We start from the raw sequence: 22,465 nt of genomic DNA on the forward strand, positions 1-22,465 counted from the left end.
CGATACTTAACCAATGCAGCCACGCAAGATCGCCCTCCTCGGATCCACCGGCTCCATCGGCACCCAGGCGATTGACGTCGTCGACGGCGCCCCGCACCTTTTCGAAGTGGTGGCGCTCAGCGCCGGGGGAGGAAACCTCGAACTCCTCGCCCGCCAGGCCGTCCACACCGGCGCCCGCGCCATCGGCATTGCCGGCGGGGACGCCGGCCAACTCGCGACGCTCGTGGCCGACGCCGCTGCCGCAGCAGGCAAGCGCGGCTACCGGCCCGAGATCTTCGCCGGGCCGGACGCCTCCACCAGGATCGCCGAAGCCGAGGCGGATGTGGTGCTCAACGGCATCACCGGATCCATTGGACTCGCACCGACGCTCGCGGCGCTGAAGTCCGGCGCCACGCTCGCCCTGGCGAACAAGGAATCCCTGATTGTGGGCGGCGAACTGGTCAAGGCTGCTGCCAGTGAAGGCCAGATCGTTCCCGTGGACTCGGAGCATTCGGCCATCGCCCAGTGCCTGCGTTCCGGGTCGGCAGAAGAGGTGGACAAACTGATCCTTACGGCCTCCGGCGGCCCTTTCCGGGGCCGGAACCGGGAGGAGCTGCACGACGTCACGCCGCAGGAGGCGCTGGCGCACCCCACCTGGGACATGGGGGTCATGGTCACCACAAACTCCGCCACCCTCGTCAACAAAGGGCTGGAAGTGATCGAGGCTCACCTGCTCTTCGACGTGCCGCTGGACCGGATCGACGTGGTGGTCCATCCCCAGTCCGTGGTGCACTCCATGGTCCAGTTCATTGACGGATCCATCATTGCGCAGGCCTCGCCGCCGGACATGCGCCTCCCCATAGCGCTGGGCCTGGGCTGGCCGGACAGGGTCCCCAAAGCGGCCGCTGCCTGCGACTGGACCCAGGCCGCAACCTGGACCTTCGAGCCCTTGGACGTATCCGCCTTCCCGGCGGTGGATCTTGCCAAGGACGCCGCGAAGCAGGGCAGCACGTTCCCCGCAGTCTTCAACGCCGCCAACGAAGAAGCCGTCACGGCGTTCCACGCGGGCCGCATCCGGTTCACTGACATCGTGGACACCATCGCGGCCGTTCTCAGCGAACACCCAGGGTCCTCCGGGCTGACGGTGGAATCCGTACTGGATGCTGAGAGCTGGGCACGTGCGCGCGCCAATGAACGTTTAGCAGTCAGCAGTCTCTAAGGAAGCAGCAATACCTCCATGACCCCCGTTCTCCTTTTTGTTCTCGGTGTCGTCTTTGTGGCCATCGGCATCGCGGCCTCCATCGCGCTTCACGAGGTGGGCCACCTCCTGCCCGCCAAGCTCTTCAGGGTCCGCGTCACCAAATACATGATTGGCTTTGGCCCTACCCTGTGGTCGCGGCGGAAGGGCGAAACCGAGTACGGCGTGAAGGCGATCCCCTTGGGCGGCTACGTGTCCATGATTGGGATGTACCCGCCCAACAAGGAGGACGGAACGGTCCGCCCGTCCAGCACGGGGATGTTCCAGACCTTGGCCACCGAAGCCCGGTCCATGGCGCACGAGGAAGTGGGGCCGGGCGATGAAAACCGCGTTTTCTACCGGCTTCCGGTGTGGAAGAAGATCATCGTTATGCTCGGCGGTCCGGCCATGAACATAGTCCTCGGTGTGATCCTGACGGCCGTCCTGCTGATGGGATTCGGTATGGCCACAGCTACCACCACCATCTCTGATGTTTCCAAATGCCAGGTAGCCGCGGGTGAGACGGTGGATCCGGATTCCGCCGACTGCCAGCTCACCCCGGCCGCCGCTGCCGGCCTGAAACCGAATGACACTGTCACCTCCTTTGACGGCAAGACGGTCACCAGCTGGGACCAACTGACCGAGTGGATCCGTTCCTCCGCCGGGCGCGAGGTAGCGATCACCGTCGAGCGTGACGGCTCACCCGTGTCCACCACCGTGACCCCCGTGCTGTCCGCCCGGCCCATCATCGGTGCGGACGGCCGGCAAGCGAAGGACGACGGCGGCAATCTCCTTTACCAGGACGTCGGCTTCCTCGGCATTGGTGCGCAGACCAAACTCGTGGCCCAGCCGGCGTCGTCCGTCCTGCCCATGGCCGGCGAAAACATCAAGCAGGTGGCCGGCGTGATTCTTAACCTTCCTGCCCGGGTGGTGGGCGTGGCGAAGGCTGCCTTCAGCGAGGAACCACGGGACCCCAACGGCCCCATCAGCGTGGTGGGCGTCGGCAGGGTGGCCGGTGAAGTCGCCGCCATGGAGGAGATCCCCGTCCAGTCTCGGGTGGCCACCCTGATCGGACTGCTGGCCGGGCTCAACTTTGCGCTGGCGGTCTTCAACCTAGTCCCGCTGTTGCCGCTCGACGGCGGGCACGTTGCGGGCGCGCTCTATGAAGGGGCCCGGCGCAAGGTGGCCAAACTGTTCGGCAGGCCGGACCCGGGAGCGTTCGATATAGCCAAGCTCCTCCCGGTGACCTACGTGGTGGCCGCGTTGCTGATGGGCATGAGTGCACTGCTCATTTATGCCGACATCGTGAAGCCGGTGAACCTCTTCGGCTGATACTGGAGGTACGTCGAGGGGCAGGCCAGCCACCCCCCGCCTGGAGAGAGGTGGACACAGTGAACACGCAAGACACCAGCCGCTGGACCCGGGCAGGATTCTGGATCAGGGCAGGATTGTGGGCACTGCCCGTCGCATGGCTCGTCACAGCATGGGGCGGGCTCGAGCCACAGCCTGACCAGGAGGAGGACCCGGGGTCCTGGGCCCGTTTTGTCAGCTCCGATTCGTACCAGTTAGGCCACCTGCTCGGCGCTACCGCAGGCACCATCCTGGCCCTCTTCGGAGTCTTCGCCTTAGGCTGCTTCCTGGCCAACAGCCGGTCAGGGCGCCTTGCGTTGCCCGCGATGATGACCGCTGCTGCCGGTACCACTTTGCTGCTGGTTCCGGCAGTCATCTCCACGTTTGCCACTCCGGCCATTGGAGCGGCCTACCTCAAAGGCAACGAGGACGTGATGCAGTTGGAGTTTCCGGGGTCCATGACCGGAGCGTTCCTGCTCGGACTCCTGCTTGCCTTCGTGGGTTCAGTCCTCCTGGGCGTCGCGGTATGGCGTTCCGGGGTTCTGCCGCGCTGGGCAGGGGCACTTTGGGCAGCAGGCGCCGTCGTGTTTTACGTCCTGGGCGTTGTCCTGGGACTGGCTACGACAGGCAGCAGCCTGCCAACGCAATCCGCGGGCGCAGTGCTCCTGGCAGCGGCCGGGGGATGGATCGCTTGGAAAGGATCCCGGCAGGTTCCCTTACCCGCCAGAGGGTGAGTCTCAGACATCAGCCATTTTCGGCTGATAGACAATAATCAGCTATTTATGATTGATTATTACCAATCAGCTGCGTACGGTTAGGACATGTACGTTCTGACCGTTGACCAGCGGGGCAGCACCTCCGACGTCGATCGCGTGCCGGAGCTGATTTCCGCACTGCAAAGCCTCACGCCCGCGCGCTTTGAACGTTCGGTAGGTGACGAGCTCCAGGGCGTCGTGGAGCAACCCGACGAAGTGGTGGATATCGCCCTGCATGCCCTCCGCAGCGGGTACTGGTACGTCGGAATCGGTATCGGTGTGGTGCAGCTGGTTCCGGGAGGCAGCCCCCGCGAAGGTTCCGGAAGCGGATTCGTCGCCGCGCGCAAAGCCGTGGAGCTCGCGAAGAGCGCCGCGGGACAGGTGCCGTTGTCAGTGGTGGCGGGAACTATTGGCCGTGGCAAGGAAATCCCGCCCCAAGCCAAGGAAGGTGCCATGGCCGGTGCAAACGCCCAGGCTGTGCTGCGGTTGATTGGACGTCTTGTCCAGCATCGGACGCAGGCCCAGTGGCGGGTAGTGGACAGCCTTCGCGCCCTGCAGGCGGGCGACGGCAAACACGGCAGCCAGAAGCATGTAGCCCAACAGCTGGGAATAACGGAGCAATCGGTGAGCCGTGCCGTCCTTCGCTCGGGCTGGCAGGAAGAATGGGCAGCCAGGCCGGCGGCAGCAATGCTCCTCGACTACGCCCAAAGCCGGATCGTAGCTACCCAAACTGCCCCGACCCAGACTGCCGCGACCCAAACAGCCCAGCCTCAAAGCGACCCGCCCCAAACTGTCCGGCCCCGGAATGAAGGAGACACGTGACCGCACTCTGGATCACCGTCGCACTGCTCGTGGCCGGCTTCGCCGGCTGGCCGGTGACGTCCTTGGTGTTCCGGCTCGCCCGGACCATCGACGACAGGGCGGATGCCGCCAAAGCCGCAGAAGAGGCCGGGAGGGCAGCGGAGGACCCCTCGGCAGACGTCACTGTTGATTCCCCACACATCGAAACCCAAAGCGTGGACGGTGAGCTGACAGCGGCCACTGACGCGCCGCCGTCGTCCGGATCTGCTGCGGAACCGCCGGCGCCAACCCAGCGCATCCTGCGCGGCGGGGCGATCATCGGAATCCTCGAAAGGCTCGGGGTTTGCCTGGCCATCCTGACCGCGCAGCCGGTGGCCATCGCCTACATTGTGGCCATCAAGGGCCTGGGCAGGTTTGCGGAGTTGAAGGAAACACCCGTGGCGGCCGAACGCTTTATCATCGGGACACTGGCCTCCATGCTCTGGGCGGCCGGAACGGCAGCGGCCGTCAAAGTTTTGTTCCTGTCCTAGGAACAAATTGCCGATGTCCTGGGAACAAATGCCGATGCGGGTGTGGGAAGAATCCCGTTCGGGCCTCCGGATGCGTGCAACGGCAGGCAGGGCGATAGGGTAGCCGTATGACAGTTTTTGCCGTTGAGTACGTTTACGCCGCCGATTCCACCGAAGCCCGCAACGAGGCCAGGCCAGCACACCGCGAATGGCTCGCGGGCCTGGCGCAGGACGGCGCCCTCCTGGCCAGCGGTCCGTACGGCGACGGCGCCGGGGCGCTCCTGATCTTCAAGACAGCAGACGAGGCCGCCCTCAACTCGATTCTCAAGCAGGACCCCTTCGCCGCCGCCGGAGTCATCGCCGGGACCCGCATCACGGAGTGGTCACCCATCATCGGCGTGCTCGCCGGACTCGTCGCGTAGCCGCCTCAACACCTTCAAATTCTAGGAGTCCACGTGACCTCGGTCAGCTTGGGAATGCCTGCAGCACCGCCGCCCGTCCTTGCCCCCCGGCGCAAGACCCGCCAGATCAAAGTCGGTTCAGTGGGGGTCGGTTCTGATTCCCCCATCAGCGTGCAGTCCATGACCACCACGCCCACCACCGACATCAACGCCACCCTGCAGCAGATCGCGGAGCTCACGGCGTCCGGCTGTGACATCGTGCGCGTCGCCTGCCCTTCGGCAGACGACGCCGAAGCGCTGCCCATCATCGCCAGGAAGTCCCAGATCCCGGTCATCGCGGACATCCACTTCCAGCCAAAGTACGTCTTCGCCGCCATCGAAGCCGGCTGCGCCGCCGTGCGCGTGAACCCCGGAAACATCCGTAAGTTCGATGACCAGGTCAAGGAAATCGCAGCAGCAGCACGCGATCATGGGACGTCCATCCGCATCGGTGTGAACGCCGGCTCACTGGAGCCGGGCATCCTCAAGAAATACGGCAAGGCCACCCCTGAGGCGCTGGTGGAGTCTGCCGTCTGGGAAGCGTCCCTGTTTGAAGAGCACGGCTTCCACGACTTCAAAATCTCTGTGAAGCACAACGATCCCGTGATCATGGTGGCGGCTTACGAGATGCTGGCGGAGAAGGGCGACTGGCCGTTGCACCTCGGGGTGACCGAGGCCGGGCCGGCCTTCCAGGGAACCATCAAGTCCGCCACGGCCTTCGGTGCGCTCCTGTCCCGGGGCATCGGCGACACCATCCGGGTTTCCCTCTCTGCTCCGCCGGTGGAGGAAATCAAGGTGGGTAACCAGATTCTCCAGTCCCTGAACCTCCGCCCCCGGAAGCTGGAGATTGTCTCCTGCCCATCCTGCGGCCGCGCCCAGGTGGACGTGTACACGCTCGCCGAGCAGGTGACTGCCGGCCTGGAAGGCATGGAGATCCCGCTGCGCGTGGCCGTGATGGGCTGCGTGGTGAACGGTCCGGGCGAGGCCCGCGAGGCAGATCTTGGCGTTGCTTCCGGCAACGGCAAGGGCCAGATCTTTGTGAAGGGTGAAGTCATCAAGACTGTGCCCGAGAGCCAGATTGTTGAGACACTGATCGAAGAGGCCATGCGTATCGCGGAAGAGATGGGGGAGGCCGATGGCGAAGATGCTGTCAAGGGTAGCCCCGTGGTTAGCGTCTCGTAAGGACGTCCCGGACCCGCCGGGACTTTCCGTCCGCACCCTGGACGGCACGGATACTGCCGCGCTCAGGCTGCTGGCACAGCAGGATCCGGTCGCCAATGTCTTTATCCTTGCCCACCTGCTTGCCGCCGGCACTGCCGCACCCACCAGCGGCGGCGCCGGCGTCATTGGTGTTTTTGACGACGGCATCCTGGTGGGGGCGTGCTGGGCAGGGGCCAACCTGGTTCCGGTCCAGCTGGACCCCGAGCTGGCAGGTGTGGTCGCGGAAGTAGCCAACACCTCCGGCCGCCGGTACGCCTCAGCTTTTGGCCCGGCCGAGTCGGTCCTGGCCCTGCACGCCGAACTCGTGGAACTGGGCCACCGGGCCCACGAAGTCCGCGCCGAACAGCCCCTCATGACCATCACGGGCCCGCCGTCGATCGCACCGGACCCCGGCCTGGCCCTGGGAAACCTTGCAGACTTCGACCGCATTCTTCCCGCCTGCGCCGCCATGTTCGAGGAGGAAGTGGGGTATTCCCCGTTCCTCGGCGGCAGGGAGTTCTACAGCCGGCGCGTGGAAGGGCTGATCCGCCAGGGCCATTCCCTGGTCCACTTGAATAACGCCCGCGAGGTGGTTTTCAAAGCCGAACTGGGCGCCGTTACCTCCGAGGTCACCCAGATCCAGGGCGTCTGGATGAACCCGCTCTACCGGGGCCAGGGCTTGAGCGCCGGGTACATGGCCGCCGTGGTGGAGCAGGCGCGGAAAGTTGCGCCCATCACCAGCCTGTACGTCAATGGCTTCAATCTGCGCGCCCGCGCCACCTACGAGCGGGTCGGCTTCCAGCAGGTGGGAACGTTCGCTACTGTTCTTTTCTAGCCGCCTGTTCCAGCCGCAGCGGTGCCGTTAGCTGCCAGGTCTCCGGTCAGGTAGCGCTGTACATTCGGTGCCACGAGCCTGACGACCTCCTCCCGTGCAGCCGACGCCAGGGGTTCCAGGCGGACCACGTAGCGGACCATCATGAGTCCCACCATCTGCGTCGCCACCAGGTCTCCGCGCAAGGCAACTTCCTGAGGCGGCCCAGGCACTCCTGCCATGATCCGGCGGACGACAGTCCGGGTCACCAATTCGCGGAGGAGTGCCGTCCGGGCCTTTGAGCTGAGGGTGCCGCGCAGGAAGGCCAGCAGGCTTGGCTGGGCGGGACTTTCCCAGAGGCGCAGGACGGCGCGGACGATCACCTCGGCCCGCTGTTCCGGGCGGGCGGCCGAAACATCCGCCAGCACGTCCTCCGGGTCGGCTGGGAGTTCCACACTCTGGGCGAAGAGCTCATCCTTGCCGTTGAAGAAATGGTGGACCATGGCAGGATCCACCCCCGCCGCGCGGGCCACCTGCCGCAGGCTGGTGCCCTCGAAACCGTGTTCGGCGAACAGCCTCCGGGCGGCATCCAGGATCCGGTCCCTGGACTCTGTTGTTCCGCCACGCCGACCCCGCCGTGCCGGCAGGGAATCACCTTCCTGCGCGCTCACGCAGTCCGCCTGCGCAGCGTCAGCGACGCAAGCACCAGGACGCCCAGCACGATGGCACCCATGATGGCTGCGTCCTGCCACATCTGTTCCGTCGCCTCCGGGTTGGCGGCAATCTCCTGCAGGGCGTCCACGGAAAACGTCAACGGAAGAATATTCGAGATGGCCTCGAGGACATCATTCATGCGGTCCCGCGCCACGAACAGTCCGCATAGGAGGATTTGCGGCACCACCACTACCGGCATGAACTGGACCGCCTGGAATTCGGTGCGGGCAAACGCTGAGCAGAGCAGGCCCAGGGCCACGCCCAGGACTGCGTTGATGACGGCGATCAGGACCACGAAGCCAGGCGGGCCTTCAATATCAAGATCGAAGATCCAGTACGCCACGGCAGTCGCCACCAAGGACTGCAGGGCGGCCATGATGGAAAACGCGAGGCCATAGCCAAAGAGCAGATCGGATTTATGGACGGGTGTGGTGAGCAGCCGCTCCAGAGTCCCCGAGGTCCGCTCACGCAGCATAGTGATGGAGGTGACCAGGAACATCACCACAAACGGGAAGATGGCCAGCATCATCAGCCCTACGCGGTCGAACGTGCGCGGCGCCCCTGCCGGCAGGGTCTCATTCTCGAAGAGGAAATACACGGCCGTCAGCAGCAGTGCCGGGACCACCAGGATCATGGCGATGCTGCGGTGGTCGTGCCGGAGCTGCTCCAGCACCCGACGGGTGGTTGCGAGCATCATCAGGACATCCATCACCGCATGCTCCTGTCCTGAGTTGCCTTGTCCTGAGCTGCCTTGTCCTGAGTTGTACCGCCCTGCGCGGCCCCGTCCTGGGCAAGATCGTCCTGGTCCGGATCGTCCTGGTCCGGATCGTCCCGGGCAAGGGGAGCCCGTTCTCCTCCCGCCTCCTGGATGATGTGCAGGAAGGCTTTCTCCAGGTCGGCGCTGTGCCCGCGCCGGCTCAGCTCCGCCGGCGTCAGCTGGGCCAGCAGCCGGCCTTCCCGCAGGAGAAGGAGCGTCTCGCAATGGCTTGCCTCCTCCATGACGTGGCTTGATACGAGCAGCGTGGTCCCTTGCCCGGCCATGGTGCGGAAACGGCCCCAGAGGTCCGCCCGCAGCACAGGGTCCAGCCCTACCGTCGGTTCATCCAGCACCAGCAGGCGCGGGCGGGCCACCAGCGCGCAGGCGAGGGATACGCGGCTGAGCTCGCCCCCGGACAGATCCGAGGTCTTCTGCCGCGCCAGCGGTTCCAGTCCGACGGCGGCAATCGCCTCCGCTGCGTCGGCCGCCCCTTTGCGGTGCATGGCCCCGAAGTAGCGCACGTTGCCTTCCACGGTGAGATCAGGGTAGACGCTGGGCGACTGCGTCACATACCCCACCTGGTGCCGCAGCGGGCTGCTGCCCGCACGCTGCCCCAGGACACGCACAGAGCCTGAGGTGATGCGCTGCACCCCGACGATGGCCCGCATCAGCGTGGTTTTCCCGCTTCCGGAGGGACCCAGGAGTCCGGTAATTTGTCCGGCAGGAATAGCAAAGTCAAGGTCCCGAAGGACATGAGTCCTGCCCCGCACAACCGTCACGGCGCTGGCTGCCACCGCAGCGGTGTTGCCCTCAGTGAATGCGCTTTCGGGTGCCGAACGTGACATGGCCGCCTCCGTTGAACTGCAGGTGGTCCGGGGCCGGCAAGCCCGTTAATTCATCACCTGATGAATTAACGCTAAGCCTGCAGGTGCCCGTAATCAACCGCATTGAATGGAAAAGTACTTGATAAATGTGGGCGCTATCACTTAGGTTCGATCTAGCTGCGCTGGAGTGGCGTGGGCGGTCTCACCAGTCCTCACCAGTACTTAGGCGATAACGGCGTTGAGCCACGCCCGGATGCGATGACCAGCCTCGAGGGGGGCCAGGGGCTTTGTATTCCCGGGCGTGGCTCTACTGTGTCCGGAGGAGCCGGGGGCCTACCCGGGGAGTGGGGGCCAGGTGTCCAGTGCCGGTAGATTAGTACCCAGACGAATTTGTCCGGCCCTGCTGATCCAGCACCTCCCCAGAAACGGATATCCTCCCGTGGTTACAAGACTGTCCCAGCTTTTCCTGCGCACGCTGCGTGAAGATCCCGTCGACGCCGAGGTGGCAAGCCACCGGCTCCTGGTCCGTGCGGGCTACATCCGCCGTGCTGCCCCCGGAATCTACACCTGGCTTCCGCTGGGCCTCAGCGTCCTCCGCAAGGTCGAGGCCATCATCCGCGAGGAAATGGCGAATATCGGCGCTCAGGAAGTCCACTTCCCGGCCCTCCTGCCGCGTGAACCCTATGAGGCCACCAACCGCTGGACCGAGTATGGCGAAGGCTTGTTCCGCCTCCAGGACCGCAAGGGCGCGGACTACCTGCTGGCCCCCACGCACGAGGAAATGTTCACGCTGCTGGTCAAGGACCTTTACTCCTCCTACAAAGACCTCCCGCTCAGCCTGTATCAGATTCAGAACAAGTACCGCGATGAGGCCCGCCCCCGGGCCGGCCTGCTGCGCGGACGCGAGTTCATCATGAAGGACTCGTACTCTTTCGACGTTGACGACGCCGGCCTGGATGCCAGCTACACTGCCCACCGTGGTGCCTACCTGCGCATCTTCGAGCGCCTCGGCCTGGAAGTCATCCCGGTCACCGCAACGGCGGGGGCCATGGGCGGATCCAAGAGCGAGGAATTCCTGCACCCCACCGATGTTGGCGAGGACACCTTCGTCCGCTCCGCCGGCGGCTATGCAGCCAACGTTGAGGCGGTCACCACGGTGGTTCCTGCCGACATCGACTACAGTGACGCCCCGGCGGCTGAAGTCCTTGACACCCCGGATACCCCCACCATCGACACGCTGGTGGCTGCAGCCAACGAGCTGGCTCCCCGCAGCGAGGCCGACGGCGGCGCCTGGACCGGGGCGGACACGCTCAAGAACGTGGTGCTCGCCGTTACCCTGCCCACCGGGGAACGCCAGCTTGTGGTCATCGGACTGCCGGGCGACCGTGGCGTTGACCTGAAACGCGTCGAAGCCAACATCGGCTCCTTCCTGCCCATCGCCGGCGAGATCGGCCTGGAGGCAGCCAACGACGACGACCTCAAAAAGCAGCCCCTCATCGTCAAGGGCTACCTCGGCCCCGGCCTCACGCTGGACGAACCCCTGCTTGGCAGCGAAAGCGCCACTAAGCTCCTGTACCTCGTGGACCCCCGCGTTGTCAGCGGCACTACCTGGATCACCGGTGCCAACGAAGCCGGCAAGCATGTGTTCGGCCTCGTGGCCGGCCGCGACTTCACCTGGGACGGCGTCATCGAATGCACCGACGTCCACGAAGGCGATCCGGCCCCGGACGGCTCCGGTCCTTTGGAAATCGCCCGCGGCATCGAGATGGGCCACATTTTCCAGCTGGGCCGCAAGTATGCCGCGGCCCTGGACCTGAAGGTCCTGGACCAGAACGGCAAGCAGGTGGTGGTCACCATGGGTTCCTACGGTGTGGGCGTGACCCGCGCCGTGGCAGCACTGGCCGAATCCAACCATGACGGCAAGGGCCTGGTGTGGCCCCGCGCGGTGGCACCCGCAGACGTCCATGTGGTGGCTGTGGGCAAGGGTGAGGACATCTTCGCCACCGCCGAGCAGCTGGCAGCGGAACTTGAAGCCGCAGGCCTTGACGTCCTTCTGGACGACCGGCCCAAGGTCTCGCCGGGCGTGAAGTTCGGGGACGCCGAACTCGTGGGCGTCCCCACCATCCTCGCCGTGGGCCGCGGCCTGGTGGACGGTGTTGTCGAGATCAAGGACCGCCGCAGCGGCGAAGCCGAGAACGTTGCCGTGGACAAGGCGGTTGACTACGTGGTCAACGCTGTCCGCGCCTCCTGACCCCGGAAGTGCTCCTGGGGATTGAGTCCATCCAGCTCACCACGCTGGTCCTGATCGTGGTGGCCGGTTTCGCCGCCGGCTGGGTGGATGCTGTGGTGGGCGGGGGCGGGCTGATCCAGCTCCCCGCCCTGCTGCTGGTACCGGGCATCACTCCCGTCCAGGCGCTGGCAACGAACAAGATGGGGTCCATTTTCGGTACCGCCACCAGCGCCGTCACCTACTACCGGCGGGTGGGACCGGACCTCCGGACGGCGGTGCCGATGGCCGTCATTGCCCTGGCCGGCAGTTTCGGCGGCGCCGTCCTTGCCGCCAGCCTGCCGTCCAGCGTCTTCAAACCCATCATTGTCGCCGCACTGGTGGCAGTCGCACTCTTTACGGCGCTGAGACCCGACGCCGGCCACATCACCGCGCTGCGGCACGAGGGCCACAAACACTATGTGGTGGCCTGTCTCATCGGTGCTGTGATCGGCTTCTATGACGGCCTGATTGGCCCGGGGACCGGTTCCTTCCTGGTCATCGCCCTGGTCTCGGCGATGGGGTACGCGTTCCTGGAAGCCAGCGCCAAGGCGAAGATCGTGAATATGGCAACCAACGCCGGTGCGCTGCTGTTCTTCCTGCCGCACGGTTCCATCCTGTGGGCCCTGGGCCTGCTGCTCGGCGCAGCCAACATGGCCGGCGGATACCTCGGGGCACGGACGGCGGTGGCGCAGGGCAGCAAGTTTGTCCGCGTGGTCTTCCTGGTGGTGGTAGCTGCCCTCATCATCAAACTCGGCTTTGACGTCTGGCAGGAAAATTTCGCCACCCAGGGCGTAAACGCAGCAAGGTAACGCCCACGAAGTGCAGCGGGCACCAGGGGAAGCCAAGGCTCGTGGCGGTGAACGGCCGGGCGTAGCATGCAGGTATGCCACAGGGTGACGATGAATACGCCAGCGCTTTGTCTGCAGCGGCTGGCCACGCCACGGCATGGCTTCGCAGCCTGCCTGACCGGCACGTCGGCCCCCGTGTACCGGCCCATGACCTGACCGGGGCGTTCGGCGGCCCGTTGCCAATCTCCGGCATGCCCGCGGCAGACGTCGTCGACCTCCTCGCCCGGACAGCCGAGCCCGGGCTCATGGCCATGCCGTCCGGCCGCTTCTTCGGCTGGGTCATCGGCGGAACCTTGCCCGCGGCCCTTGCCTCCGACTGGCTGGTCAGCGCCTGGGACCAGAACGCCGGCCTGCGCTACGCTACCCCCGCCATGGCAGCCATCGAGGAAATCGCCGGAACCTGGCTGCTGGAACTGCTGGGGCTTCCCGCCGGGTCCGACGTCGGCTTTGTCACCGGAGCCACGATGGCCAACTTCACCGGGATGGCAGCGGGACGGTGGCGGCTCCTCGCGGACGCCGGCTGGGACCTTGACCGTGACGGGTTGAGCGGCGCTCCCCGCATCCGCTGCTTCGTTGGCAGGGAGCGGCACGACACCGTAGACCTCGGCCTCCGATACCTCGGGCTGGGCAGGCCCGTGATCGTGGATGCCGATGACCAGGGACGCCTGGTTCCCTCAGCCCTGGAAGCAGCGCTCTCTGAAGGTACCGGGCCGGCCCTCGTGTGCCTGCAGGCAGGGAACCTCCATTCGGGTGCCTTTGATCCATTTTCCGAAGCCATCCCAATTGCCCGGAAGCACGGTGCATGGATCCACGTCGATGGCGCTTTCGGCCTCTGGGCGGCGGCGCCCCGGACCTGCGCCATCTCATCCGCGGCTTCGAGGACGCCGACTCGTGGGGAACTGACGCGCACAAGACCCTGAACGTGCCCTATGACTGCGGCATCGCCGTGGTGCGGGACGCGTCCGCCCTCCGGTCCGCGATGGGCCTGCACACCAGCTACCTGATCCATGACGCCGAAGGGCCTGGCGACCCCTTTGAGAAGGTACCCGAACTGTCACGCCGTGCCCGGGGCGTGCCGGTGTGGGCGGCACTGAAGAGCCTGGGCCGTGACGGTGTGGCAGCCCAGGTGCGGGGCTTGGCGGACGCCGCCTCGGCGATCGCGGCAGGGCTGGCGGACCTGGACGGCGTGGAGGTGCTGAACGACGTCGACTACACCCAGGTGAGCGTGGCGTTCGGCGACGACGACACCACCCGTGCCGTGACGGCGCGCATCATCGAGGACGGCAGGGTGTGGATGTCCGGCTCCCGCTGGCGCGACCGGGACATCCTGCGCGTGTCCGTGAGCAACTGGCGGACAGGGGAGGACGAGGTAGCGACTGCTGTCGCTGCTGTCGGCTCCGCCCTTGCTGCAGTGAAGAGTGCTTGATCAGCTGAAGGCCTTCAGCTGACGCCCACCCCCCTCGCCGGGCTCCGGCAGGCGGTGGGCCGGGGGAAGCCCCTCGAGGGTTCTGCCGGCGAGCGTGCTGGCCACCCAGAGGGACCGCGCCAGGTCGCCGCGATGGTCGGGCTTGCCCGCATACTCCAAGGCGTTTGCCACTTCCCGGGCAATGCCCCACTGCCGGGCCACGTCCGGGTCCAGGCCCGCCGCAGAGCTGAACTCGGCGCAGCGCCGGTGCAGACCGGCCGCGGGATCCCCCAACGGCAAATCGGACAGGCGGTTCCACAGCAGCGGCGCCACGGCAAACTCCGGCTCCCCGATCATCGGTTGGGGATCGATGGCGGCGTAACCGGCCGCCGTCGTAAATTCCGTCTCTGCCTGTCCGGCTACTGCTTGTCCGGCCGATGCCTGTCCGTCTAGGCGCGCCAGGACGTTGAGGTAATGCAGGTCCGTATGCACCAGGGCATCACGCGCCGAACGCCGGCCCACCGCACCCCGGGTCTGGCACACCTCCAGGGCGGCCTCGAGGAGCCACCGGGGGAAGGGGCGCCTCAGCTGTTCCCAGTCGGCAGGCAGGTCATCGCTCCATTGCTCCGCCCGGGCGGCGATGTGCTCGAACTCAAACCACTGCGGCCGGTCGTCGGGGGTGAGGCTCAACTGCCGCACCAGCCCGGCCCAGACCACCACGGCGTCTTCCATGGGTACGGTGGCGAGCGAGCGTCCGCCGTCGAGCCGTTCCAGGAGCATGGCGCAGGTGCCGGCGTCGGAGGCGAGCAGCGCTACCGCGCCCCGGCCCTGCCAGAGGGCCAGGGCGTGCCGCTCAACCCTCGCTTCGTCGTGCGGAAAGGCGATCTTCAGGGCAGCCGGGGCGCCATCCTCCTGCCGGACCGGGATGACGATTCCGCCGTGGCCGTTCCAGGGCAGGGCGCCGGGGAGCAGGTCCGGGGTCAGCTGCCAGTTTTCCAGGCGGCCCCGGATGAGGTCCGGCAGCGACGCGAGCCATGCGCGCCCGGCACTGCTGCGGGTGTAGCGGGCAGCGAGGTCCGGAGGGATGGGTACTACAGCTGGCTGGCTCATCAATCCCAGCCTAAGTCCACGGGCGCGGCCAGTACCGCAGGTCCCGGTCAGACCACGCCCGTGGCCCCCAGCAGGTTGCCGATGCTGAAGGTTGCGGCGAGTGCCAGGGCTCCGCCCACCACCACGCGTACGGCGGCGCGGAGCCTGGAGCCGCCGCCGATCCAGGCACCCAGTGCTCCCGTCAGCGCCAATGCCAGGAGCACAGCGACGAAGGTGACCTGAACCCGGACGTCCGGCGGCGGGAGAAGGATGGCCAGCATGGGCAGCGTTGCCCCGATCACAAAGGCCACCGCCGAAGCAAAGGCCGCATGCCAGGGGCTGACAATATCGTCTTCGTCAATGTTGAGCTCAGCGGAAAGGTGTGCCGCGAGGGCGTCGTGCGCGGTCAGTTCCGCCGCCACTTGCCCAGCCGTTTCCGCTGTGAGGCCCTTGGCCTGGTAGATCGCCGTGAGTTCTGCCAGTTCCAGCTCAGGTTCTTCGGCCAGCTCGCGGCGTTCCTTGTCGATCAGGGCTTTCTGGCTGTCGCTTTGGCTGCTGACCGAGACGTACTCGCCAAGCGCCATCGACACGGCACCGCCCACCAGGCCGGCTGCTCCTGCGGCAAGGATCGCGCCGGACGCGGCAGTTGCTCCGGCGACGCCCACCACAATCGCTGCTACGGAAACGATCCCGTCGTTGGCGCCCAGGACACCGGCGCGCAGCCAGTTCAGGCGCTGGGCCATGTCGTTCCGGTGGGGTTCATTGTCGTGAAAGGAGGATGCGCCCGCGGTGTCCATCCCTACAGCAAACCATCCGGCGCCCCGGCCTGCCAGCACCCGGGGAGAAGGGGCCGGCGATCAATGTGCAGTGTGTGAGCTGCTCCCGGCCCAAGCGGAAGTCGCCCTTCGCCCAGGACCAGCCCGCCATTACTGCGGCAATGGCGGAAGTTGCCCCTCGCCCAAGACAAGTGCGCCCGCCATCACTGGGGCAATGGCGGAAGTCGCCCCTCGCCCAGGACCAGCCCGCCATTACTGCGGCAATGGCGGAAGTTGCCCTTCATCCAGCACAAGGCCCGGTAGCGGGTTCGGGCCGGCGCCCCAGTGCTGTGCGCGCCGCGCTGCTGCCTGGAGGGCCGACAGGGCCCAAGCCCTCGTGGCCCCGTCAGCCAGGGCCACGACGTCACCGTAGGACGGCAAAGTGTCGGTCTCCAAGGCAGCAAGTCCGGAGGCGGGAGCGTCGAGGAACCCCGGGGCCAGGACGTACCCGGGCGGCTGCGGTGGCAGCGCCCCGCACTGCACCAGCGCATACTCGTCAGCCTGGGCGGCGAGCCCATGGTGCTGCGCCAGGAATTCCGAAGCCGGGCCGGCAGCTTCCGGAGGAAGGCGGGTGAGTGCCGCCTGGTAGCCGTACACCGTCTCCAGCTCGGCGCCAGCGGCGGCGACGAGGGCGGTCCCCAGGCTGGCGGCAGCGGGAGGGGAAGTCGAGTCGGAATTGGCAGGGGAGGGCGTGGCCGGGCATGCAGGGGCGGGCAAGGTGGCGTCTTGACGTGCAGTCACTTGCGGTTCAATTCCAAGGGCGCCTGCCGCGCCAAGCCGTTCTGCTGCGAGGAGTTGCGCCGTCCCGGCGCCGGCAAGCAGACGTGCCATGCCGCCGTCGGCCGTTTCCGCGTCCTTGAGGCGCTGCCGGCCGCTGGCAGCGAGGTCTGCCGCGAATTCCGCAACTGGTACTGCGCCACGAGGGCTGGGGGATGTGGGAGCTGCGGTGGGCCGCACACTGGCCGGCGGCGCCGCTTGGGGTGAAGCTGCCGCTGCGGATGCCGCATTTCCCGGCGGCAGCAGCGCCCGGGCCTGGATGGTCAGCAACGTCACAACCTGGCCCATAGCGTCGGCGGCCGGAGTGCCGGCCGCACCGCCCATTTCCGCAGCTGCCAGCTCCTGCCCGGCAGACCGCAGCTCCAGGGCCTCCTCCAGCGCGGCTGCCCGGGCCTGCTCGGAGAAGGGTGGTTCCGCAGGAGCAGGCGGTTCTGGCGGGATCAGGGCGAAGCCGAGGCTAAGGACAAGAAGGGCCGCGAGCGAAAAAACGGCGTACCGGAAATAGCGCATCCGCCTCCGGTTTTCCTGGTTGTCGTCTTTCACAACAGACCATGGTGTCACGTCGGGGAGGAATCTCCGTGCACCAATGAACCGGTAAAATAGCTACGCTAGTACACACAACATCATCTATAGGGAGGCGGCCGGCATCGTGAGCAATGCAGAAGCCACGGCTTCATCAGACCATACCGGAACGGGTAAGGCTGAGGCCGCACACAATCCGGAAGCTGCACGGCTCAGGGCGCTCCTTGAACCCTCGGTCCAGGCCAACCGCCTGTACCTGGAGGACGTGGCCATCCTTCCCGGATCCCACCGTGTAGTCCACGTAGTGGTGGACCTGCCGCAGGAGGAGACCGGCGGCGTCAGCCTTGATGTCATTGCCGACATCTCGAAGGTGCTCTCCGATGTTCTGGACAACGATCCCGGAGATGACGGCCGTCCCTACGATCTTGAAGTCTCCTCGCCGGGCGTCGGCCGCCCGCTGACAGAGCCCCGCCACTGGCACCGCGCCAAGGGCCGGATGGTCAAGGTCAACGTGCTCCAGGGCGATAACGTCACAGGCCGCATCCAGGCCGTTGACAATTCCGGCGTGACCATCGTGCCTGAGATCGCCGTCAAAAAGGGGATGAAGCCCAAGCAGGGCGATCCCATCAAGCTTCCTTTCGACAGGATCCGCAACGGAAAAGTCGAGATCGAATTCAGCCACCTCCTCGAGGATGGTCTGGAACCTGGACACAATGGACCTTCTGAGGAGGCCTGATGGATATTGACATGAGCGCACTGAGACTTCTGGAGCGTGAGCGTGAAATCCCGCTGGACCTCCTGATCCCCACCATTGAGCAGGCGCTCCTGGTGGCCTACCACAAGTCGCCCGGCGCCTTCGAGAAGGCCCGCGCGGAACTGGACCGCAAGAGCGGCCACGTGACCATCTGGGCTGTGGAGATTGACGACGACGGCGCCCCCATCGGCGAGTTCGAGCACACCCCGGAGGGTTTCGGCCGCATTGCTGCCAGCACCGCACGGCAGATCATCCTGCAGCGGCTCCGCGACGTTGAGGACGACAACGTACTGGGCGAGTTCAAGGGCCGCGAAGGCGAACTGGTGGCCGGCACCATCCAGCAGGGCCACAACCCGCACATGGTCCAGGTCAACCTGGGCACCGTTGAAGCGCTCCTGCCCCCGCCCGAACAGGTGCCGGGGGAGAAGTACCTTCACGGCAACCGCCTGCGCGCCCTGGTGATCGACGTGCACCGCGGCTCCAAAGGCCCGTCCGTCACGCTGTCCAGGTCCCATCCGGGGCTCGTCCGGAAGCTCTTCGAACTGGAAGTTCCCGAAATCGCCGACCGCTCCGTCGAGATCGTTGCCCTGGCCCGTGAAGCCGGGCACCGCACCAAGATCGCCGTCAAGGCCAACATCCCCGGCATCAACGCCAAGGGCGCCTGCATCGGTGAGATGGGTTCCCGGGTGCGGGCCGTGATGACGGAACTGAACGACGAAAAGATCGACATCGTCGACTTCAGCGAGAACCCCGCCACGTTCATCGCCAGTGCACTGTCGCCGTCGAGGGTGAATTCGGTCACCATCACTGACGAAGCCACTCGTTCCGCCCGCGTGGTGGTTCCCGATTACCAGCTTTCCCTGGCCATCGGCAAGGAGGGCCAGAACGCCCGTCTGGCGGCCAAGCTGACCGGCTGGCGGATCGATATCATTTCCGACGCAGCCACCACGCGCGAAAACTAGGCAGGCACGCTCCCGGGGCGGCCACGCCCCGGGAGCGTTGCGGTTTCGGGCAGAACGGCCCGGAGGGGCTAGAATAGAAAAGGCCGCGCCCAACGGCCGGCAGCCGTGTGCCTTGAGCATGCCCCTTCCGCTGACACAGCGGAGGTCAGGCATTCCCCGGGCCAGCAGATATGAATGTCAGGAAGATGACCGTGGCAGTGCTTTCCACCGGAAATCAACCCGAGCGTACCTGCATCGGATGCCGGAAGAAGGGCCTGCGGTCGGAATTGCTCCGGCTCGTCGCCGAAGGCAGCGGGTCAACCGCTGTCCTGGTGGATGAACGACGCCGGCTGGCTGGCCGGGGTGCTTGGTTGCACCCCAGCGAATCGTGCCTGGCTCTGGCGATCAAACGGCGGGCTTTCGGACGTGCCCTTCCGGGCGCAACCGGAACTGCCGCCGTCGAACACTGGATCAAGCCGGACACGAACGTTGCAGGCACCACGGCAACTGCAACACCAACCGTCCAACCTGAAAGCGGGTCAGAAATCTGATGGAAACCCGATGAGTTCCCAGCGATGAGTGCGCAACGATGACAACTTTGTTGCGCTCTGCAATGGGCCCTTCCGCAGTAATCGCGGCTGGGGTCCGCAGTAAGAAGTAGACGGTTCGTGCCTGGCTCGGTGCGGACCGAGACAGGAGAAATGTGGCCAAGGTCCGCGTACATGAGCTCGCCAAAGAGCTCGGTATTACTTCCAAAGATGCAGTGACTAAACTGCAGGAACTGGGCGAATTTGTTCGCTCCGCCTCTTCCACCATTGAGGCCCCCGTTGTGCGTAAACTCCGCAACGCCTTCCCCGACGCTGCTGCCAAGGCCTCAGCACCGGCGGCCGCGCCCAAGGCGACCGCCCCGGCCGCAGAAGCACGTCCTTCAACTCCAGCCCCCGGCCCGGCAGCTCCCAAGGCTCCGGCTCCCGCGGCGCAGGCACCGGCCCCCGCCGCTCCTGCGGCTCCGGCCCAGCCTGCTGCTTCGGCTCCGGCGGCACCTGCTGCCAGCAGGCCCTCGGCTCCGGCGGCCCCCGCTGCCACGTCCACCGGCACTGCTCCGTCCACCGGCGCAAAGCCCGGCGCACGTCCGGCTCCCAAGGCCGAAGCTCCCGCTGCCCCCACCCGCTCCGGCGGTCAGGGCGGTTCGGCAGGCAGCTCCGCTCCCCGTCCCGGCGGTCCCCGTCCGGGCAACAACCCCTTCGCTACTTCGCAGGGCATGCCCCGCGGCCGTGGCGGCGACGGCGAGCGTCCTCCCCGTCCGGGCAACAACCCGTTTGCCACCTCACAGGGCATGCCCCGCCCCGGTGGAAGCCGCACCGACGGCGACCGTCCCGGCGGTCCCCGTCCTGCAGCTGGTGCCGGCGGGCCCCGTCCCGGCGGGCCGCGTCCCGCAGCCGGTGCGGGCGGTCCCCGTCCCGCCGCAGGTGCCGGTGGACCCCGCCCGGGTGCCCCGCGCCCCGGCGGCGCCGGTGGAAACCGTCCTACTCCGGGCATGATGCCCAACCGCACTGAGCGTCCCGCACCCGCAGGTGCAGGCCGTCCCGGTGCCGGCGGCCGCGGCCCCGGACGCCCCGGTGGCGCTCCCGGAACCGGTGGTCCCGGTGCCGGTGGCGGAGCTCCCGCAGGCGGTGGCTTCGGCAAGGGTGGCCGCGGACGCGGTGGCACCCAGGGTGCTTTCGGCAAGGGCGGCGCAGGCCGCGGCAAGCAGCGCAAGTCGAAGCGTGCAAAGCGCCAGGAACTTGAGCAGATGAGTGCCCCGTCGCTGGGTGGCGTGAGCGTACCCCGCGGCGACGGCAACACCGTCATCCGCCTCCGCCGTGGCTCGTCCATCACGGACTTCGCCGACAAGATCGAGGCGAACCCCGCCGCTCTGGTTACCGTGCTGTTCCACCTCGGTGAAATGGCAACGGCCACCCAGTCGCTGGACGAGGAAACCTTTGCGTTGCTGGGCGAAGAGCTTGGCTACAAGCTCCAGGTCGTCTCGCCGGAGGACGAGGAGCGCGAGCTGCTCTCCACCTTCGACATCGACTTCGAAGCAGAGCTTGAGGCTGAAGGCGACGAAGACCTCGAGGCACGTCCTCCGGTTGTCACGGTCATGGGCCACGTTGACCACGGTAAGACCCGCCTGCTCGATGCCATCCGCAAGTCCGACGTTATGGCGGGCGAGCACGGCGGTATCACGCAGCACATCGGTGCCTACCAGGTCACGCACAACCACGAAGGCGACGACCGTAAGATCACCTTCATCGATACCCCGGGCCACGAGGCGTTCACCGCCATGCGTGCCCGTGGTGCGAAGGTCACCGACATCGCCATCCTGGTGGTCGCAGCGGACGACGGCGTGATGCCCCAGACCGTTGAAGCCCTCAACCACGCCCAGGCAGCCAACGTGCCCATCGTGGTGGCCGTGAACAAGATCGACAAGGAAGGCGCCAACCCGGACAAGGTCCGCGGCCAGCTGACCGAGTACGGCCTGGTTCCCGAGGAATACGGTGGCGACACCATGTTCGTTGAGGTCTCTGCCCGCCAGAACCTCAACATCGACGAGCTGCTCGAGGCAGTCCTGCTCACCGCAGACGCTGCCCTGGACATGCGCGCCAACCCGAACAAGGACGCCCGCGGTATCGCCATCGAAGCCAACCTGGACAAGGGCCGCGGTTCCGTGGCCACCGTCCTGGTGCAGTCCGGCACCCTGCGCGTCGGCGACACCATCGTGGCAGGCACGGCCCACGGCCGCGTCCGTGCGATGTTCGACGACGACGGCAGCGCCCTGACCGAGGCCGGCCCGTCCCGCCCCGTCCAGGTGCTGGGTCTGTCCAACGTCCCGCGTGCAGGCGACACCTTCTTCGTGACCGCTGACGAGCGCACCGCCCGCCAGATCGCCGAGAAGCGTGAAGCTGCGGACCGCAACGCCGCCCTGGCCAAGCGCCGCAAGCGCATCAGCCTCGAAGACTTCGACCAGGCCGTCGCCGAAGGCAAGATCGACACCCTCAACCTCATCCTCAAGGGTGACGTGTCCGGTGCCGTGGAAGCCCTCGAAGACGCCCTGCTCAAGATCGACGTCGGGGAAGGCGTGCAGCTGCGCGTCATCCACCGCGGTGTTGGTGCCATCACGCAGAACGACGTCAACCTGGCAACAGTGGACAGCGCCGTCATCATCGGCTTCAACGTCAAGCCTGCCGAGCGGGTTGCCGAACTGGCAGACCGCGAAGGCGTGGACATGCGCTTCTACTCCGTCATCTACTCCGCGATCGATGACATCGAGATGGCGCTCAAGGGCATGCTCAAGCCGGAATACGAAGAATTCCAGCTGGGCACCGCCGAAGTCCGCGAAGTCTTCCGCTCCTCCAAGTTCGGAAACATCGCCGGCTCGATCGTCCGCTCGGGCATCATCCGCCGTAACACCAAGGCACGCATCAGCCGCGACGGCAAGATCATCGGTGACAACCTCACCGTTGAGACGCTCAAGCGCTTCAAGGACGACGCCACCGAGGTCCGCACGGACTTCGAGTGTGGTATCGGCCTTGGCTCGTACAACGACATCACCGAAGGCGACATCATCGAGACCTTCGAGATGCGTGAGAAGCCGCGCGTCTAGTCTGAAGTCAGTTTCATAAAGGTGC

20 protein-coding genes and 1 pseudogene are annotated in these 22,465 nt (G+C 66.4%); 15 read left to right on the top strand and 6 right to left on the bottom strand.

Going from position 1 to position 22,465, the window contains the following annotated elements:
• The first annotated feature begins 13 nt into the window (after window positions 1-13).
• The 8 genes from dxr (at window position 14) to QFZ36_RS20070 (ending at window position 7,106) form a co-directional block, all read left to right on the top strand.
• Entirely contained in the window at window positions 14-1,198 is a 1,185-nt protein-coding gene (gene dxr / locus QFZ36_RS20035; protein WP_306638884.1) for a 1-deoxy-D-xylulose-5-phosphate reductoisomerase, read from the top strand.
• 18 nt (window positions 1,199-1,216) lie between these two features.
• The gene (locus QFZ36_RS20040; RefSeq protein WP_306638885.1) at window positions 1,217-2,548 is read left to right on the top strand and encodes a M50 family metallopeptidase; all 1,332 of its coding nucleotides are present in this window, start codon (window positions 1,217-1,219) and stop codon (window positions 2,546-2,548) included.
• Between the two features lie 59 nt (window positions 2,549-2,607).
• Entirely contained in the window at window positions 2,608-3,300 is a 693-nt protein-coding gene (locus QFZ36_RS20045; RefSeq protein ID WP_306638886.1) for a hypothetical protein, read from the top strand.
• A gap of 87 nt (window positions 3,301-3,387) precedes the next feature.
• Window positions 3,388-4,143, top strand: a complete 756-nt coding sequence (locus QFZ36_RS20050) for a MarR family transcriptional regulator (protein ID WP_306638888.1) — start codon at window positions 3,388-3,390, stop codon at window positions 4,141-4,143.
• Entirely contained in the window at window positions 4,140-4,652 is a 513-nt protein-coding gene (locus QFZ36_RS20055) for a hypothetical protein (RefSeq protein WP_306638889.1), read from the top strand. The genes QFZ36_RS20050 and QFZ36_RS20055 overlap by 4 nt, the downstream gene beginning before the upstream one ends.
• A 107-nt stretch (window positions 4,653-4,759) precedes the next feature.
• A complete protein-coding gene (locus QFZ36_RS20060; RefSeq protein WP_306638890.1) occupies window positions 4,760-5,053 on the top strand; it encodes a YciI family protein in 294 nt (97 codons plus the stop codon).
• A 33-nt stretch (window positions 5,054-5,086) separates the two neighbouring features.
• Window positions 5,087-6,253, top strand: coding sequence for a flavodoxin-dependent (E)-4-hydroxy-3-methylbut-2-enyl-diphosphate synthase (gene ispG, locus QFZ36_RS20065; protein WP_235521789.1), 1,167 nt, complete (start codon window positions 5,087-5,089; stop codon window positions 6,251-6,253).
• Window positions 6,216-7,106: a GNAT family N-acetyltransferase gene (locus QFZ36_RS20070; RefSeq protein ID WP_306639288.1), complete on the top strand. Its 891-nt coding sequence runs from the start codon at window positions 6,216-6,218 to the stop codon at window positions 7,104-7,106. The genes ispG and QFZ36_RS20070 overlap by 38 nt, the downstream gene beginning before the upstream one ends.
• Here QFZ36_RS20070 and QFZ36_RS20075 read toward each other — a convergent pair.
• Genes QFZ36_RS20075 through QFZ36_RS20085 form a run of 3 tightly spaced genes read right to left on the bottom strand, consistent with a single transcriptional unit; the run spans window position 7,103 to window position 9,398 of the window.
• Window positions 7,103-7,753 (bottom strand): TetR/AcrR family transcriptional regulator, encoded by a 651-nt coding sequence (locus tag QFZ36_RS20075; protein ID WP_306638892.1) that lies wholly within the window; start codon window positions 7,751-7,753, stop codon window positions 7,103-7,105. The genes QFZ36_RS20070 and QFZ36_RS20075 overlap by 4 nt on opposite strands.
• Window positions 7,750-8,493 carry an ABC transporter permease gene (locus QFZ36_RS20080; protein ID WP_306638895.1) on the bottom strand — a complete coding sequence of 248 codons (744 nt, stop codon included), beginning with the start codon at window positions 8,491-8,493 and terminating at the stop codon, window positions 7,750-7,752. Before QFZ36_RS20080 ends, QFZ36_RS20075 begins: the two co-directional genes overlap by 4 nt.
• 11 nt (window positions 8,494-8,504) lie before the next feature.
• Window positions 8,505-9,398 carry an ABC transporter ATP-binding protein gene (locus tag QFZ36_RS20085; protein WP_306638897.1) on the bottom strand — a complete coding sequence of 298 codons (894 nt, stop codon included), beginning with the start codon at window positions 9,396-9,398 and terminating at the stop codon, window positions 8,505-8,507.
• Between the two features lie 418 nt (window positions 9,399-9,816).
• Here QFZ36_RS20085 and QFZ36_RS20090 point away from each other — a divergent pair, with 418 nt between their 5' ends.
• From QFZ36_RS20090 to QFZ36_RS20100, 3 genes and pseudogenes are all read left to right on the top strand, one after another.
• Window positions 9,817-11,628, top strand: a complete 1,812-nt coding sequence (locus QFZ36_RS20090; RefSeq protein WP_306638899.1) for a proline--tRNA ligase — start codon at window positions 9,817-9,819, stop codon at window positions 11,626-11,628.
• 8 nt (window positions 11,629-11,636) lie between these two features.
• Window positions 11,637-12,455: a sulfite exporter TauE/SafE family protein gene (locus QFZ36_RS20095; RefSeq protein WP_306638901.1), complete on the top strand. Its 819-nt coding sequence runs from the start codon at window positions 11,637-11,639 to the stop codon at window positions 12,453-12,455.
• A 74-nt stretch (window positions 12,456-12,529) separates the two neighbouring features.
• Window positions 12,530-13,920 (top strand): annotated as a pseudogene (locus QFZ36_RS20100) (pyridoxal phosphate-dependent decarboxylase family protein).
• Here QFZ36_RS20100 and QFZ36_RS20105 read toward each other — a convergent pair.
• From QFZ36_RS20105 to QFZ36_RS20115, 3 genes are all read right to left on the bottom strand, one after another.
• Complete coding sequence (locus QFZ36_RS20105; RefSeq protein WP_306638902.1) at window positions 13,921-15,009, bottom strand: aminoglycoside phosphotransferase family protein; 1,089 nt, start codon at window positions 15,007-15,009, stop codon at window positions 13,921-13,923.
• 47 nt (window positions 15,010-15,056) lie between these two features.
• The gene (locus QFZ36_RS20110; RefSeq protein ID WP_306638904.1) at window positions 15,057-15,785 is read right to left on the bottom strand and encodes a VIT1/CCC1 transporter family protein; all 729 of its coding nucleotides are present in this window, start codon (window positions 15,783-15,785) and stop codon (window positions 15,057-15,059) included.
• Between the two features lie 231 nt (window positions 15,786-16,016).
• Window positions 16,017-17,123, bottom strand: a complete 1,107-nt coding sequence (locus tag QFZ36_RS20115) for a DUF4439 domain-containing protein (protein ID WP_306638906.1) — start codon at window positions 17,121-17,123, stop codon at window positions 16,017-16,019.
• A 106-nt stretch (window positions 17,124-17,229) separates the two neighbouring features.
• On the opposite strand from QFZ36_RS20115, the gene rimP reads away from it, so the two are divergent.
• The 4 genes from rimP to infB all read left to right on the top strand — a co-directional run bounded on the left by rimP (window position 17,230) and on the right by infB (window position 22,440).
• Entirely contained in the window at window positions 17,230-17,838 is a 609-nt protein-coding gene (gene rimP / locus QFZ36_RS20120; RefSeq protein WP_306638907.1) for a ribosome maturation factor RimP, read from the top strand.
• Window positions 17,838-18,818, top strand: coding sequence for a transcription termination factor NusA (gene nusA / locus QFZ36_RS20125; protein ID WP_306638909.1), 981 nt, complete (start codon window positions 17,838-17,840; stop codon window positions 18,816-18,818). The genes rimP and nusA overlap by 1 nt, the downstream gene beginning before the upstream one ends.
• A 185-nt stretch (window positions 18,819-19,003) precedes the next feature.
• Window positions 19,004-19,348, top strand: a complete 345-nt coding sequence (locus QFZ36_RS20130; RefSeq protein WP_373427057.1) for a YlxR family protein — start codon at window positions 19,004-19,006, stop codon at window positions 19,346-19,348.
• 152 nt (window positions 19,349-19,500) lie between these two features.
• Window positions 19,501-22,440: a translation initiation factor IF-2 gene (infB, locus tag QFZ36_RS20135; protein WP_306638913.1), complete on the top strand. Its 2,940-nt coding sequence runs from the start codon at window positions 19,501-19,503 to the stop codon at window positions 22,438-22,440.
• The last annotated feature ends 25 nt before the right edge of the window (window positions 22,441-22,465 follow it).

The organism is Pseudarthrobacter siccitolerans (assembly GCF_030823375.1).
GTDB classification, from domain to species: domain Bacteria; phylum Actinomycetota; class Actinomycetes; order Actinomycetales; family Micrococcaceae; genus Arthrobacter; species Arthrobacter siccitolerans_A.

Excerpts from the sequence above, each read along its gene's own strand:
- dxr (WP_306638884.1), top strand. The coding sequence starts at position 14 with ATGCAGCCACGCAAGATCGCCCTCCTCGGATCCACCGGCTCCATCGGC.
- QFZ36_RS20050 (WP_306638888.1), top strand. The coding sequence starts at position 3,388 with ATGTACGTTCTGACCGTTGACCAGCGGGGCAGCACCTCCGACGTCGAT.
- QFZ36_RS20070 (WP_306639288.1), top strand. The coding sequence starts at position 6,216 with ATGCTGTCAAGGGTAGCCCCGTGGTTAGCGTCTCGTAAGGACGTCCCG.
- QFZ36_RS20105 (WP_306638902.1), bottom strand. The coding sequence starts at position 15,009 with ATGAGCCAGCCAGCTGTAGTACCCATCCCTCCGGACCTCGCTGCCCGC.
- QFZ36_RS20085 (WP_306638897.1), bottom strand. The coding sequence starts at position 9,398 with ATGTCACGTTCGGCACCCGAAAGCGCATTCACTGAGGGCAACACCGCT.
- QFZ36_RS20080 (WP_306638895.1), bottom strand. The coding sequence starts at position 8,493 with ATGATGCTCGCAACCACCCGTCGGGTGCTGGAGCAGCTCCGGCACGAC.
- QFZ36_RS20110 (WP_306638904.1), bottom strand. The coding sequence starts at position 15,785 with ATGGACACCGCGGGCGCATCCTCCTTTCACGACAATGAACCCCACCGG.
- QFZ36_RS20130 (WP_373427057.1), top strand. The coding sequence starts at position 19,004 with ATGACCGTGGCAGTGCTTTCCACCGGAAATCAACCCGAGCGTACCTGC.
- nusA (WP_306638909.1), top strand. The coding sequence starts at position 17,838 with ATGGATATTGACATGAGCGCACTGAGACTTCTGGAGCGTGAGCGTGAA.
- QFZ36_RS20040 (WP_306638885.1), top strand. The coding sequence starts at position 1,217 with ATGACCCCCGTTCTCCTTTTTGTTCTCGGTGTCGTCTTTGTGGCCATC.
- QFZ36_RS20060 (WP_306638890.1), top strand. The coding sequence starts at position 4,760 with ATGACAGTTTTTGCCGTTGAGTACGTTTACGCCGCCGATTCCACCGAA.